This is a genomic window from Halomonas sp. HNIBRBA4712, from assembly GCF_043558675.1.
Lineage (GTDB): Bacteria > Pseudomonadota > Gammaproteobacteria > Pseudomonadales > Halomonadaceae > Vreelandella.
This window is the reverse complement of record NZ_JBIFXR010000006.1, coordinates 214,251-226,649: the sequence shown is the minus strand read 5'-3', so window position 1 is coordinate 226,649 and position 12,399 is coordinate 214,251. Positions and strand designations below refer to the sequence as shown.

General features: G+C 63.0%; 15 protein-coding genes and 4 tRNA genes. 8 read left to right on the top strand and 11 right to left on the bottom strand.

The features are described from left to right. The 8 genes from ACGK9R_RS13330 to grxD form a co-directional block, all read right to left on the bottom strand. Complete coding sequence (locus ACGK9R_RS13330) at nt 1–465, bottom strand: YcgN family cysteine cluster protein (RefSeq protein ID WP_394581997.1); 465 nt, start codon at nt 463–465, stop codon at nt 1–3. Next, the gene (locus ACGK9R_RS13325) at nt 465–1,037 is read right to left on the bottom strand and encodes an ACP phosphodiesterase (protein WP_394581995.1); all 573 of its coding nucleotides are present in this window, start codon (nt 1,035–1,037) and stop codon (nt 465–467) included. Before ACGK9R_RS13325 ends, ACGK9R_RS13330 begins: the two co-directional genes overlap by 1 nt. Continuing rightward, nucleotides 1,034–1,327, bottom strand: a complete 294-nt coding sequence (locus ACGK9R_RS13320; protein WP_394581993.1) for a YcgL domain-containing protein — start codon at nt 1,325–1,327, stop codon at nt 1,034–1,036. The genes ACGK9R_RS13325 and ACGK9R_RS13320 overlap by 4 nt, the downstream gene beginning before the upstream one ends. Beyond that, nucleotides 1,324–2,457, bottom strand: coding sequence for a ribonuclease D (gene rnd, locus ACGK9R_RS13315; protein ID WP_394581991.1), 1,134 nt, complete (start codon nt 2,455–2,457; stop codon nt 1,324–1,326). Before rnd ends, ACGK9R_RS13320 begins: the two co-directional genes overlap by 4 nt. 77 nt (nt 2,458–2,534) lie before the next feature. After that, on the bottom strand, nt 2,535–3,140 hold the full coding sequence (gene recR / locus ACGK9R_RS13310; protein ID WP_394581990.1) for a recombination mediator RecR: 606 nt from the start codon (nt 3,138–3,140) through the stop codon (nt 2,535–2,537). A gap of 3 nt (nt 3,141–3,143) precedes the next feature. Then, nucleotides 3,144–3,470: a YbaB/EbfC family nucleoid-associated protein gene (locus tag ACGK9R_RS13305; protein ID WP_394581988.1), complete on the bottom strand. Its 327-nt coding sequence runs from the start codon at nt 3,468–3,470 to the stop codon at nt 3,144–3,146. An 89-nt stretch (nt 3,471–3,559) separates the two neighbouring features. Next, the gene (gene dnaX / locus ACGK9R_RS13300) at nt 3,560–5,434 is read right to left on the bottom strand and encodes a DNA polymerase III subunit gamma/tau (RefSeq protein ID WP_394581986.1); all 1,875 of its coding nucleotides are present in this window, start codon (nt 5,432–5,434) and stop codon (nt 3,560–3,562) included. Between the two features lie 126 nt (nt 5,435–5,560). After that, on the bottom strand, nt 5,561–5,917 hold the full coding sequence (gene grxD, locus ACGK9R_RS13295; RefSeq protein WP_394581984.1) for a Grx4 family monothiol glutaredoxin: 357 nt from the start codon (nt 5,915–5,917) through the stop codon (nt 5,561–5,563). A 232-nt stretch (nt 5,918–6,149) separates the two neighbouring features. Between grxD and argF the strand changes: the two genes are divergently transcribed. Beyond that, nucleotides 6,150–7,067, top strand: a complete 918-nt coding sequence (argF, locus tag ACGK9R_RS13290) for an ornithine carbamoyltransferase (protein WP_394581982.1) — start codon at nt 6,150–6,152, stop codon at nt 7,065–7,067. Between the two features lie 120 nt (nt 7,068–7,187). Here argF and ACGK9R_RS13285 read toward each other — a convergent pair. Continuing rightward, nucleotides 7,188–7,263: transfer RNA gene (locus tag ACGK9R_RS13285), tRNA-Ala, on the bottom strand. A gap of 175 nt (nt 7,264–7,438) precedes the next feature. On the opposite strand from ACGK9R_RS13285, the gene uvrY reads away from it, so the two are divergent. The 6 genes from uvrY to ACGK9R_RS13255 all read left to right on the top strand — a co-directional run bounded on the left by uvrY (nt 7,439) and on the right by ACGK9R_RS13255 (nt 11,073). Further along, a complete protein-coding gene (gene uvrY / locus ACGK9R_RS13280) occupies nt 7,439–8,095 on the top strand; it encodes a UvrY/SirA/GacA family response regulator transcription factor (protein WP_394581980.1) in 657 nt (218 codons plus the stop codon). 35 nt (nt 8,096–8,130) lie between these two features. Next, complete coding sequence (uvrC, locus tag ACGK9R_RS13275; RefSeq protein ID WP_394581978.1) at nt 8,131–9,945, top strand: excinuclease ABC subunit UvrC; 1,815 nt, start codon at nt 8,131–8,133, stop codon at nt 9,943–9,945. Nucleotides 9,946–10,040: 95 nt separating this feature from the next. Then, nucleotides 10,041–10,589 carry a CDP-diacylglycerol--glycerol-3-phosphate 3-phosphatidyltransferase gene (gene pgsA, locus ACGK9R_RS13270; protein WP_394581976.1) on the top strand — a complete coding sequence of 183 codons (549 nt, stop codon included), beginning with the start codon at nt 10,041–10,043 and terminating at the stop codon, nt 10,587–10,589. A 106-nt stretch (nt 10,590–10,695) separates the two neighbouring features. Beyond that, nucleotides 10,696–10,770, top strand: a tRNA-Gly gene (locus tag ACGK9R_RS13265). 95 nt (nt 10,771–10,865) lie between these two features. Further along, nucleotides 10,866–10,939 (top strand) — tRNA-Cys (locus tag ACGK9R_RS13260). A gap of 47 nt (nt 10,940–10,986) precedes the next feature. Then, nucleotides 10,987–11,073, top strand: a tRNA-Leu gene (locus tag ACGK9R_RS13255). A gap of 95 nt (nt 11,074–11,168) precedes the next feature. On the opposite strand, the gene ACGK9R_RS13250 is transcribed toward ACGK9R_RS13255, so the two are convergent. Together ACGK9R_RS13250 and ACGK9R_RS13245 are read right to left on the bottom strand one after the other, a co-directional pair. Continuing rightward, complete coding sequence (locus ACGK9R_RS13250) at nt 11,169–11,546, bottom strand: hypothetical protein (protein WP_394581974.1); 378 nt, start codon at nt 11,544–11,546, stop codon at nt 11,169–11,171. Beyond that, nucleotides 11,527–11,820, bottom strand: coding sequence for a succinate dehydrogenase assembly factor 2 (locus ACGK9R_RS13245; protein WP_394581972.1), 294 nt, complete (start codon nt 11,818–11,820; stop codon nt 11,527–11,529). Before ACGK9R_RS13245 ends, ACGK9R_RS13250 begins: the two co-directional genes overlap by 20 nt. A gap of 205 nt (nt 11,821–12,025) precedes the next feature. Between ACGK9R_RS13245 and ACGK9R_RS13240 the strand changes: the two genes are divergently transcribed. After that, on the top strand, nt 12,026–12,322 hold the full coding sequence (locus ACGK9R_RS13240) for an integration host factor subunit beta (RefSeq protein WP_227389250.1): 297 nt from the start codon (nt 12,026–12,028) through the stop codon (nt 12,320–12,322). Nucleotides 12,323–12,399: the final 77 nt, after the last annotated feature.

Genomic DNA, 12,399 nt, shown 5'->3' with positions numbered 1-12,399 from the left:
TCAGCGAATGGGCAGCACGGCAATGATGTGCTCGTCCCATTCGCGCTCGGGCACGTCGTCCTGAGAGACGGCGAAGCCCCGCACGCTCACCCCTTTTCGGTGCACGCGCTCGGCGTCGTTGCTCAACAGCGGGTGCCAGCCGGCGAGCTTTCGCCTCTCCGCCACCCGGCGATAGCCGCAGGTCGCAGGCAGCCAGGTGAACTCACGCACCAGCGCCGGCGTTAGCTGGGTACAATCCGGCACGCTATCGAAGCGGTGTTCATAATCGCTGCACTGGCAGCTGTGGGTGTCCAGCAGCCGGCATGCTACGTTCAAAACGGCGAGCTCGTTGGTGTCGTCGTCATGAAATTTCAAAAGGCAGCACTGGCCGCAGCCGTCGCACAGCGCCTCCCACTCCTCGGCGGTCAGCTCCTCGAGGGGGTATCGTTCCCAGAAGCGTTCGCGCATATCAACCTCGTCGTTCATCAAATCCTGCCGCGACTTTGTAGCGCGCCGAGACAGTCGGGCCACAGGCCATCGAAATTTTCCGCGAGCCATTCGTAGTCGCGGGCAAGCCAGGGCGTAAGCTCCGCCAACCGATTGGGGCCGGAGAGGCGCTGGCCAAGCCCCGCGATCGCCCGGCAGGTAAAGTCGAAGTTGGCGTAGCCGCGCAGCCAATCGTGCTCGATCATCGAAGGCACCATCCGCCCGAGCCGGTTCGGCGCACCCTCGCTAGCCAGCAGTGCGTAAACGCGGGGCACCAGGGTTTCGAACGCCTCGGTGCGGCCAAGCCGCCGGGCCAGAAAGTGATCCCACAGAATATCCAGCGCGATACCGGCGAAGCGGCGCTGGCCCATCGGCGCGCGCGCTTTGGCGGCAAGCGCCAGCGGATGAGCGTCGACGAAGGCGTCTACCCGGCGGTGGTGGCGAATACCCGCCGCGACCAATGCAGGCCAGGCGGAAAGGTCGCTCCCCTTGACGCCGTCGGCGATGACGTTACCGAGCAGAAAGCCGTCGGCGGCCTCCCTGACAAGCCAGGCGTGGGCGAGAAAGTTCACGCCTGGCGGTCGAGCTGGGCGCGGTGAATGTCGAGCAGGTAGTCCTCTTTGGCCGGCGGCATCTGCAGGTAGAAGCCCTGCTCCTCGATCGCCGCGAGCACGTCGGCGACGTTGACCCGGGCGAGCTTCTTGTCTTCTGTCAGAATCATGGTCAGCACCGACACGGGTTTGCCGAAGGTCGCCATCAGCGCCTCGGGCACCGGCGCCAGGCCCTGGCGCTTGTCCACGTAGAGATACATTTCGTCCTTGCGCGAGCTCTTGAAGATCTCGCACACCAGCTTGTCGCTCATGATCCACTCTCCTCGAGGGCGTGACGCAGCGCCTCAGCTAAACACTCACCGCGCCAGCCGCCTGGCAGCGTCGGGGTTTCACCGGCCTGGGCCTGCATCACCAGCGCTTCGATATCGCGCCGGCGCATCAGCATTTCCGGGGCCATTTCAAGCGCTTCGGCCCTGGCGGTGACCGCTTTCTTGAGCGCCTTGAAGCGGCGCTTGAAGCCGGCTTCCATCGGGTCCGGCCAGGTGCTAGGCAGCGCCTCTTCCGGGCAGGCCCGGGCCTCTTTCACCAGCGCCAGCAGCGTATCGCCCTCCCTCTTGACCAGCGCCGGCTTGATGCCATCGACCGCGGCGAGTTCAAAGCGGTTTTTTGGCATCGCTTCGGCCACGGCGAATAGCAGCTTGTCGGCGGCGAGCCAGTTGCGCGGCAGATCGCGCCGGCGGGTTTCGCCTTCACGCCAGATGGTCATGCGCCGATAGGCTTCGAGCTTTCGCGCATCGAGCCGCCAGAGCTGGCGCTGGCGCGTGTACCAGAGGGCATCGCTTTCGCTGCCGCGCTCGGTCTGGGCAAGCTGTGCGGCGCACTCCTCGGCAAGCCACTCCCGGCGCCCGAGCGTTTCAAGACGGCCCGCCTGCAACGCCCAGACCCGCAGCAGGTAAATCACATCGAGCGCGGCGTAGTCGCACTGGCTCGGCGTCAGCGGCCGGGTCAGCCAGTTCGAACGCGTCTCTTCCTTGGGCAGCGTCTCCCCGACCCAGTGCTCGACGAGCTTCTGATAGCCCATCGCCGGCACCTCGCCCAGAAACGCCTGGGCGATCTGGGTGTCGATCAATGGCGCGGGCAGCACGCCGGCCCAGAGCTGAAACACTTCGAGATCTTCGCTACAGGCGTGCAGAAGTTTCAGCGCCTGATTTTGTAAAAGCGTTCGGAACGCCTCGGTACAGGGTACCGCTAGCGGGTCGATCAGGTAGGCCAGATCACCAGCGGCGAACTGGATCAGCGCCGGCACCGGAAAGAAGGTGTTCTCGCGGAAAAACTCCGTATCCAGGGCGATGACGCTCGCGCCTTCGACGTCGCGGCAGGCGGCGTCGAGCTGCTCGGCGGTCTCGATCCAGCGGTAAGAGGGGGAGGTTAAAGCGGACACGGTAGACTTCCCTGTAAAACCGCAGCGCTGGGCTGCGGCGATGGTGGTGAAACGTGAGGCAACGAAATGCGGCGCGGCTAATCGAGCCCGAAAGGCAGGCGGCCGTTGAAGGCGCGGCTCAGGGTGCCGCCGTCGACGTACTCGAGCTCGCCGCCCATGGGTACGCCGTAGGCAAGCCGCGAAAACGCGACGCCGTACTGCGAAAGCTGCGAGGCGATGTAGTGCGCGGTGGCCTCTCCTTCGACGGTCGGATTGGTCGCCAGCACGATCTCGCGGACCTGACCGTCGCTAACGCGGCTTTCAAGCAGATCGAGTCCGATCGCTTCCGGGCCGATGCCGTCGAGCGGCGAAAGGTGGCCGTGCAGCACGAAGTAGCGCCCGTTGAAGCCCCCCGCCTCCTCGATGGCGAGCTGGTCGGCGGGCGACTCCACCACGCACAGCAAGGAGTCGTCACGCCGCGGGCTTTCACAAAGCGCGCACACCTCGGCTTCGGTCAGCGTACGGCAGCTGCGACAGTAGCCGACCTCGTCGATGGCGCGCTCGATCACCTCGGAAAGGCGCTTTCCACCGTCGCGCTCGCGCTCGAGCAGGTGCATGGCCATGCGCTGGGCCGTCTTGGGCCCCACGCCTGGCAACACGCGAAACGCCTCGATGAGCTGTTCGATCAGCGGAGAGAAGCGCATCGCTTAAAACGGCATCTTGAAGCCGGGCGGCAGGTTCAGCCCCTGAGTGGCTTCTTCCATTTTCGCTTTGGAGTTGGCCTCTACCTTGCGCACCGCGTCGTTGACCGCCGCAGCCAGCAGGTCTTCCAAAAGCTCCTTGTCCTCTTCGAGCACGCTCGGGTCGATGGTGACGTCGCTGACGTCGTGACGGCCGTTCATGGTGATCTTGACCATACCGGCACCGGCTTCACCAAACACCTCGGCCTTGGCCACCTCTTCCTGGACCTGCTGCATCTTTTCCTGCATTTCCTGGGCCTGCTTCATCAGGTTGCCCATTCCGCCTTTAAACATGCTCTTCACTCCCGGGTATAGGTGGTGCGACTTTTCGATGGTACGACTTTAGGTGGTACGACGTTGAAGCGTCAGCCGCGAACGTGCGGCTATCGTGACGCATTCGTGGGGGTCGGCTTGACGCTCTCTTCATTGAGCGTAGCGCCAAACGCCCGCTGTAGCTTCTGTATATTGGGGTCGCGCTTGAGTAGATCAACGGCTTGGGCGTGGCGCTCGCGCTGAAAACGCAGCTCCTGGTCGCGCGGGGTCTCGCGCGAGGTGTCGAGCTCGCCGACTTCGAAACGCACCGTGCGCGAAAGCCCCTGCTCGCCCAGCGCCTTCTCGATGCGCACGTTGTGCACCTCGGCCTGCATGGCCGATTGGCTGGGATCCAGTTTGAGTACCAGCACGCGGCTATCGTCGCTTTCGAGCTGACAGTGCGCCGCCAGACTGCGGGTCAACCCGCCAAGCCCCAGGGCGTCGAAGATCGCAAGCCAGCGGGCGTGATCGAGACGCTCGCCTGGTGCAAGCGCGGCGGTCTCGCCGGGCGCATCGGCGGCGCTCGGCGCCGGCTCGTTCGGCGCGGCTTCCGGCACGCTTTCGGGAATGGCCACCACGGGAGCATCATCGGGCTCGGGCTCGGGCTGGTCAGCGTAGCGCGGTGCATCGATAGGCGCCGCCGGGATATCCTCTTCTGCCCAGGGCGGCGGCTCCGGCGCGGGGCTCTCCTGCACCGGCGCGGGCGCAGCCGGTGCAGGCTCAGGCTTTTTTGCCGGCGCCGCCGGTTCAGATGGCGCCTGGGCCGGCTCGGCGTTTGCTTCAGCGTTTGACTGAGCGGGCTCCGGGCGCAGCGGCAGCGGCGTTTTCGGCGGTTTTGGCACCCCCTGGGGGCGAAACGCCAGCATGCGCAAAAGCGTCATTTCCAGCGCGCTGCGCAAATCCGGCGCGTGCTCCATGTCACCGCGGCCCTGAATACCGATCTGGTAGTAGAGCTGGATGTCCTCGGCGGTAAAACGCCCGGCGAGTTCGAGAATGGCGTCGCGGTCGCCGTGACTGTTGTCTACCGCACCAGGCACCATCTGCGCGACGGCAAGGCGATGAAGAATGCCGGCCAGCTCGTCGAGCACCGCAGCGAAGTCCGGCCCCTGCTCGGCGAGCGTGGCGACCTCGGCGAGCAGCGCCTGAACGTCGACGTCGGCGAGTGCCTGGGCCAGCGCCATGATATGGCGGTGATCGAGGGTGCCCAGCATCGCGGCCACGTCGGCGTGACGCACCGCGCCCTGGCCGAAGGCGATCGCCTGGTCGGTCAGGCTCATGGCGTCGCGCATCGAGCCTTCGGCGGCCTTGCCCAGAAGCCACAGCGCGCTTTCGTCGAACTCGACGTTCTCTTCGCCCAGCACATACGTGAGATGCTCGACCACCCGCTCCGGCGGCATGTGCTTGAGCGTGAACTGCAAGCAGCGAGAAAGCACCGTGGGCGGCAGCTTTTGCGGGTCGGTGGTAGCGAGCAGGAACTTGACGTGGGGCGGCGGCTCTTCGAGGGTTTTCAGCAGCGCATTGAAACTGCTGGTCGAGAGCATGTGTACTTCGTCGATCAGATAGACCTTGTAGCGCCCCTGGGTAGGCGCGTACTGGACGTTGTCCAGAAGCTCGCGCGTATCCTCGACCTTGGTGCGCGAGGCGGCGTCGACCTCGATCAGGTCAACGAAGCGGCCCTCGTCGATGGCGCGGCAGCTGTCGCACTGCCCGCAGGGTGTAGAAGTAATGCCCTCGTCGCCCGTACCCCTGGCGGTGCAGTTCAGGCACTTGGCGAGTATACGCGCAAGCGTCGTTTTACCCACACCGCGGGTACCGGTGAACAGATAAGCGTGGTGAAGCCGCCCCTGGTCGAGGGCGTTGACCAGCGCGCGCTGAACATGGGTCTGCCCCACCAGCTCGTGAAACGTGCGCGGGCGCCATTTGCGGGCCAGAACCTGATAGCTCATTGAGCGGAATTTCCTTTGGCGGGCCAGCACCCCCGGCGCGCGCCGGGGGTGCAAACGTCGTACTGCCTTGATCGAAAAGGCGTCATTCTAGCGGCTGGGTCGCTGCCCGCCAACCGCGGGCCGGGCTTACTCGCTCGGCGCGTCGCTACCTTCAGCGGCGCTGGCGCGCTGACCGGCATCCTTGATCAGCTTTTCGAGCTCGCCGTTTTGATGCATCTCCATCACGATGTCGCAGCCGCCGACCAGCTCGCCTTCGACCCACAGCTGGGGAAAGGTCGGCCAGTTGGCGACCTTGGGCAGCTCGCTTCTGATATCCGGGTTGTCCAGCACGTTGACGAAGGCGAAGCGCTCGCCGCAGCTCATCAGCGCCTGAACGGTCTGGGCGGAGAAGCCACACTGCGGCAGCTGGGGCGTGCCTTTCATGTAGATGAGGATCGGGTTTTCGCTGATCTGGCGCTGGATGTTCTCAACCGTGGTGCTCATGATTTGCTCCTTCAATCGGGGTGCGGTCGTCAAAGGTAAGTGTACGCCACTCGTCAAGGCTTAAACTCGTCAAGGCTTAAAAAGAGTGCCGTTTCAAGGCGTACCGCAACCGAGGCGATACCCGAGCAAACCACTCGGGCTTTTTCGAACCCACCATTCTACGCGTGCCGGTGGCGTTGCGCATCCCCTGCGCCGTCGCTAGGATGGTGTATTTAAGAGGAGAGACATTGCCATGGCGACCCGCCATTTTCTGACCCTGCTGGACTTGAGCCCGGACGAGCTCGCCTACCTGATCGACCGCGCCATCACCATCAAGACCGAGCTCAAGGCCCAGGGCCCGGTCTATACGCCGTTCAAGAACCGCACATTGGCGATGATTTTCGAAAAATCCTCGACCCGCACCCGCGTCTCTTTCGAAACCGGCATGACCCAGTTTGGCGGCCACGCTCTGTTTCTCTCGCCCCGCGACAGCCAGCTTGGCCGCGGTGAGCCGATCGAGGACACCGCGCGGGTGCTCTCGGAAATGGTCGACGCGGTGATGATCCGCACCTTCTCTCACGCGGGGCTGGAAACCTTCGCCGGGGCCAGCACCGTGCCGGTGATTAACGCACTCAGCGACGACTACCATCCCTGCCAGCTACTCGCCGACGTGATGACGTGGACCGAGCAGCGCGGTAGCGTCAAGGGTCGCACGGCGGTCTGGGTAGGCGACGGCAACAACATGTGCCACTCCTGGATCAACGCCGCGCGCCAGTTCGGCTTCAATCTGCACGTCTGCTGCCCCGAAGGGTACGAGCCGCGGGCGGACATTCTCGAAGCCGCGGGCGAGTGCGTGACACTGTTCCACGACCCGATCGAGGCGACGCGCGGCGTCGATTTGATCACTACCGACGTTTGGGCCTCGATGGGTCAGGAAGAGGAGCAGGCCAAGCGCGAAGCGGACTTTGCCGGCTTTCAGGTCACTGAGGCGATGCTGGACAACGCCAAAGCTGATGCGCTGTTTCTACACTGCCTGCCCGCCCACCGCGGTGAAGAGATCAGCGAAACGCTGCTCGACGACCCGCGCGCGGTGGTTTGGCAGGAAGCCGGCAACCGGCTGCACGCCCAAAAGGCGCTGATGGAGTTTCTGCTGCTCGGGCGCGTCGAGTAGCGCCACCGGCGCCCAGGCTAAGCCAGGGCGCCGTCGCTTTGGTCGCAGTAAATCCCGTGATGGCGGGATAAACACAAGGCATAAAAAAAGCTCCGTGGTCGACGGAGCTTTTTTTGAAATTGGTGGAGCCTAGCGGGATCGAACCGCTGACCTCAACACTGCCAGTGTTGCGCTCTCCCAGCTGAGCTAAGGCCCCTGACCCGGCAATGTCTGCCTGAGTGAGGGGCGAATACTAAGTCAGAAATTGAGCCGGGTCAAGCCCAGACCTCAATTTGAAGCTACTAATTCTCCTTTGGCCTGAGCTATGGCACTCTAGGCGACATGCAGCCGATGCCCACGCATGTGTGCGCATGTTTACAGGAGCAACTCGCATGATCAACGTTCTCATCGCCGATGACCATCACCTGGTACGGACCAGTATCGCGCACTTTCTGGGCGAAGAGCACGACATCACCATCGTCGGCGAAGCCACCGACGGCGAGAATGCGGTGGCGCTTTGTCGTCAGCACAAGCCGAACCTGGTGCTCATGGACATCCGCATGCCCGGCATCGGCGGGCTCGAGGCGACACGGCGCATCTGCCGCAGCATGAAAAGCGTGCACGTGCTGATTCTGACCGCCTACATGGAAGACAGCATTCTGCGCCGCCTGCTCGACGCCGGCGCCTCCGGCTTTTTGAGCAAGAGCGCTGACGCTTACGAGATGATCGAGGCGATCCGCCAGGTCGCCGACGGGCGGCGCTACGTCAGCCAGGAGATCGCCCAACGCCTGGCGCTGGCTCATTTCACCGAGGAAGAGAATCCCTTTAGCCAGCTCTCCGCCCGAGAGCTTCAGATCGCGCTGATGATCGTCAACTGCCAGCGCGTTCAGGATATCTCCGATCGTCTGCACCTGAGCCCCAAAACGGTGAACACCTACCGCTATCGGCTGTTCGACAAACTGGCGGTGGCAAGTGACGTGGAGCTGACCCATTTGGCGCTTCGCTACGGGCTGGTCGATGGTTTTGACGCGCGCCTGGGATCGGCCTAACATCCTCTTCCCGCCCACGCAGAACCAAGCGCTTTATGACTTTCGACGCCAAGCAGTTTTTAAGCTCGGTGAGCACCTCGCCCGGTGTTTATCGCATGCTCGACGACCAGCAAAACACGCTCTACGTTGGCAAGGCGAAGCGGCTCAAGGCGCGCCTGGCGAGCTATTTTCGCGGCCAGTTGAACGCCAAGACCCAGGCGATGGTGGCACGTATCGCCGATGTGCAAGTCACCGTTACCCGCACCGAAACCGAGGCGCTGCTGCTCGAACAGACGCTGATCAAGGAGCTGCGCCCGCCCTACAACACTCTGCTGCGCGACGATAAATCCTACCCGTTCGTGTTCGTTACCGACCGCCACGCCTACCCGGCGCTGGAGTACAAGCGCGCGCGCCAGCGCCGCGAAGGCGGGCGCTACCTGGGCCCCTACCCGAGCAGCGGCGCGGTCAAGGAGAGCCTGGCGCTGATGCAGAAGATCTTTCGCATTCGCAACTGCGAGGACAGCGTGTTCGCCCACCGCACCCGGCCCTGCCTGCAGTACCAGATCGACCGCTGCAGCGCGCCCTGCGTGGGCTACATCTCCCAGGAGGAATACCACCGCGATGTCGAGCACGCGGTGATGTGTCTTGAGGGCAAGAGCGACAGCGTCACCGAGGCGCTCAGCCGCGATATGGAAACGGCGAGCCAGGCGCTCGACTTCGAGGAAGCCGGGCGGCTTCGCGACCAGATCTCGAGGCTCAGACAGCTTCAGCAGCGCCAATTCGTCGACAACGAAAGCGGCGACGCCGACATCTTCGCCCTCGCCCACCGCCCCGGCGCCCAGGGCGTGTCGATCATGAGCATTCGCGACGGCCGGCTTTTGGGCGCGCGCCACCACACGCCGAAAAACGACCTGGAGCTTTCCGATGAAATGCTGCTGACCGAGGTCGTCAGCCAGTACTACTTCGGCCAGCCGCACAACGTACCCGCCGAAGTCATCACCAGCCACGCGCTGGACGACAGCCAGCTGATCGCTAACGCCCTCAGCGAAAAGGCGGGAAAAAAAGTGCGGGTGGCCCACCAGGTACGCGGCCACCGGGCCCAGTGGCAAAAGCTCGCCATGACCAACGCCGAACAGCAGCTCGCCGCGCAGCTGGCCAGCAAGACGCAGCTCATGGCGCGCTTCGAGTCGCTGCAGAAGGCGCTGGGGCTCGAGCACCCGCCCGAACGGCTCGAGTGTTTCGACATCAGCCACAGCCAGGGCGAGGCGACCGTCGCGTCCTGCGTAGTATTCGACCAGCAAGGACCGCGCAAGGGCGACTACCGTCATTTCAAGATCGAGGGAGTGGCGGCTGGAGACGATTACGCTGCCATGCAGCAGGCGCTGACCCGACGCTTGAAGCGGGTCAAAAGCGGCGAGGCGCGCGCACCGGACATCCTGATCGTCGACGGCGGCAAGGGGCAGCTCAATATGGCCCGCGGCGTGATCGCAGAACTCGAGGTCGAAGGCATCGCCTTATTGGGCGTGGCCAAGGGCACCACGCGCAAAGCGGGGCTTGAAACGTTGTTTCTTGAAACCAGCGACAACCCACTGCCGTTGGACCCGGCCTCGCCGGCGCTACACCTGATCCAGCACATTCGCGACGAGTCGCACCGCTTCGCTATCGCCGGCCACCGCGCTCAGCGCGACAAGGCCCGTCGCACATCGACCCTGCAGGATATTCCCGGCGTAGGCCCCAAACGTCGCCGCGAGCTTTTGCGCTTTTTCGGCGGACTTCAGGGCGTATTGAAAGCGAGCCAGGACGAGCTTGCGCGCGTACCGGGGATCAGCGCCACCATGGCTGCCACGATTCATCAGGCGCTCAATGGATAAAGGCGTTTGCGGCATGGATGCCGCGCCTCAAGGCGGATAGAATAGTCCCGCACACGTTTGACTTTCTGATTCTCCGGCAAGGATCGCGCCCTGCGATGAATATACCCAACATATTGACTCTGGCTAGAATCGTGTTCATTCCGCTTCTGGTGCTCCTTTTCTACCTGCCCTATAGCTGGAGCATGCCGCTGGCGGCGGGGCTTTTCGCGCTGGCGTCGATCACCGACTGGTTGGACGGCTACCTGGCGCGTCTGTGGAACCAGTCGACGCCCTTCGGCGCCTTTCTCGACCCGGTGGCGGACAAGCTGATGGTGGCGGTGGCGCTGGCGCTTCTGATCGAGCGCTTCGATACCGCCCTGCTAACGCTGCCGGCGCTGGTGATCATCGGGCGCGAGATCGTGATTTCGGCGCTGCGTGAGTGGATGGCGGAAATGGGCAAGCGGGGCATGGTCGCGGTCTCCTGGATCGGTAAGCTCAAGACCACGCTGCAGATGGTGGCCCTTCTGGTACTGCTCGCCTTTCCTCCGGGTAACGCGGCGTCGCTCATTGGTGTGGTGATTCTCTATGTAGCGGCGATTCTGACGCTCTGGTCGATGTTTCAGTACCTGCGCGCCGCTTGGCCGCACCTTAGCCGGTCGATGTAAGCCTGTGTCGGGTACCGTTTGAGCAATTGAGGTATCTTATTGTACGCGCTGGCCATTTCGTCATTGACAAGCCCGCGCCAGTGCGTATAATTCGGCCTCGAGTCAAGCGGGAATAGCTCAGTGGTAGAGCATCGCCTTGCCAAGGCGAGGGTCGGGAGTTCGAATCTCCTTTCCCGCTCCATTATGACTTGTGAGATAGGCAGCAGGATCAGTCAGTGGGTCGTGAGCTGGAACGCCAGTCCGATCAAATCTCCTTTCCCGCTCCATCGACTCTTAGGCTGGATGGCAGAGTGGTTATGCAGCGGACTGCAACTCCGTGTACGCCGGTTCGATTCCGACTCCAGCCTCCATATTTCAAGGCCGCGCTCAATGCACTTCCTCTCGAGCGCCGCTTTTTGCCCGGATGGCGAAATCGGTAGACGCAAGAGACTTAAAATCTCTCGGGGGTAACCCCGTGCCGGTTCAAGTCCGGCTCCGGGCACCATTCGTTTCCCTCGCTTCTCCCCTGCCAGGCACTCAGGCCGAATTTCTCGAGCTCACGATGCCACCGTTCAATTTTTCCAATTCCTCGTGATTTGCTTAGCGGCCCGGCCGGTGTAGCCGTCGGCGCAGCTCGCGGTGCATCTCGTCCGGCAGGCTATCCGGCCAGAGCCAGACTCTTCTCGACCCGATCTCGAGCCCCAGAAGCCAAGGGCCCAGGTAGTGACAGCGCACCGGCAATTCATCCCCCGGATCACTCATAGGGTGCTGCCAGCGCGCGAAAAGCGCTTCTCCTTTTTGCTGTACCACGAGCGTGCCCGTGGGCTGGCGCCAACACTGCCGCGCGATCAGCAAAAGCGCGGCGGGTAACAGCACCAAGAGCCACCCCGCTGCCAGAAAGGAGAGACTGACCAGTATCAGCCCCGCCGCCAACAGGGCCTGGATCACGCAGGGGTAGCTAGAGCGTGCGATAGGCACTGTTATCGGTGGTTTCGGCATGCTCGACGATCATCTTGACCAGACGACGAAGGTCCGGGTCACTGGGCCACTCGCGGTGCATCAGCCACACGAACAGATCCTGGTCCTCCTCCTCGATCAGGCGTTGATAGAGCACCTGATCTTCTTGTGAGAGCGTATCGAAGCGCTGCTCCAGAAAAGGAATCAAGAGCAGATCCAGCTCCCACATGCCGCGGCGTGAGTGCCAGTAAAGCCGTTTACGGAGTATGGCCTCCGGGGAAGTGTCGTCGCGCAACGTGAACCTCGGGAAATTCGTAAATGAAAAGTCAGTATACCTGAGCGAAACAGTCGCGCCACAGCCCCGCTTCGCCTATGCTGTTATTCGTGCTAGGACCTTGTTTTCTATAAATTGTTTTATCACGCAATGCGCAGTATGCTGACGTGGATGTTATTTCGGCCGTTAGCCCACACGACCTTTAACGTTTGCAGGGAGCCAACCGATGACCAAATCTGAATTAATCGAACAAATCGCGATGCGTCAACCGGAGCTGTCCGCCAAGGAAGTCGAAACGGCGGTGCGCATTATCCTGGACGATATGACCGACGCTCTCTCCAGCGGCGGGCGGGTCGAGATCCGCGGCTTCGGCAGCTTTTCGCTGCACTACCGCGAGCCGCGCGTAGGGCGCAATCCCAAGACCGGCGACCCGGTGGATCTCGAGGGCAAGTACGTGCCCCACTTCAAGCCGGGCAAGGAGCTTCGCGAGCAGGTCGACGCCAGCCGGGCGCTGGGATATTGATCGAGCCGAAACGAACACCGGGCGCGGTAACCGATTGATCGCGCGACGCCGGGGGTGACGTCGCGGCCCGACTCATA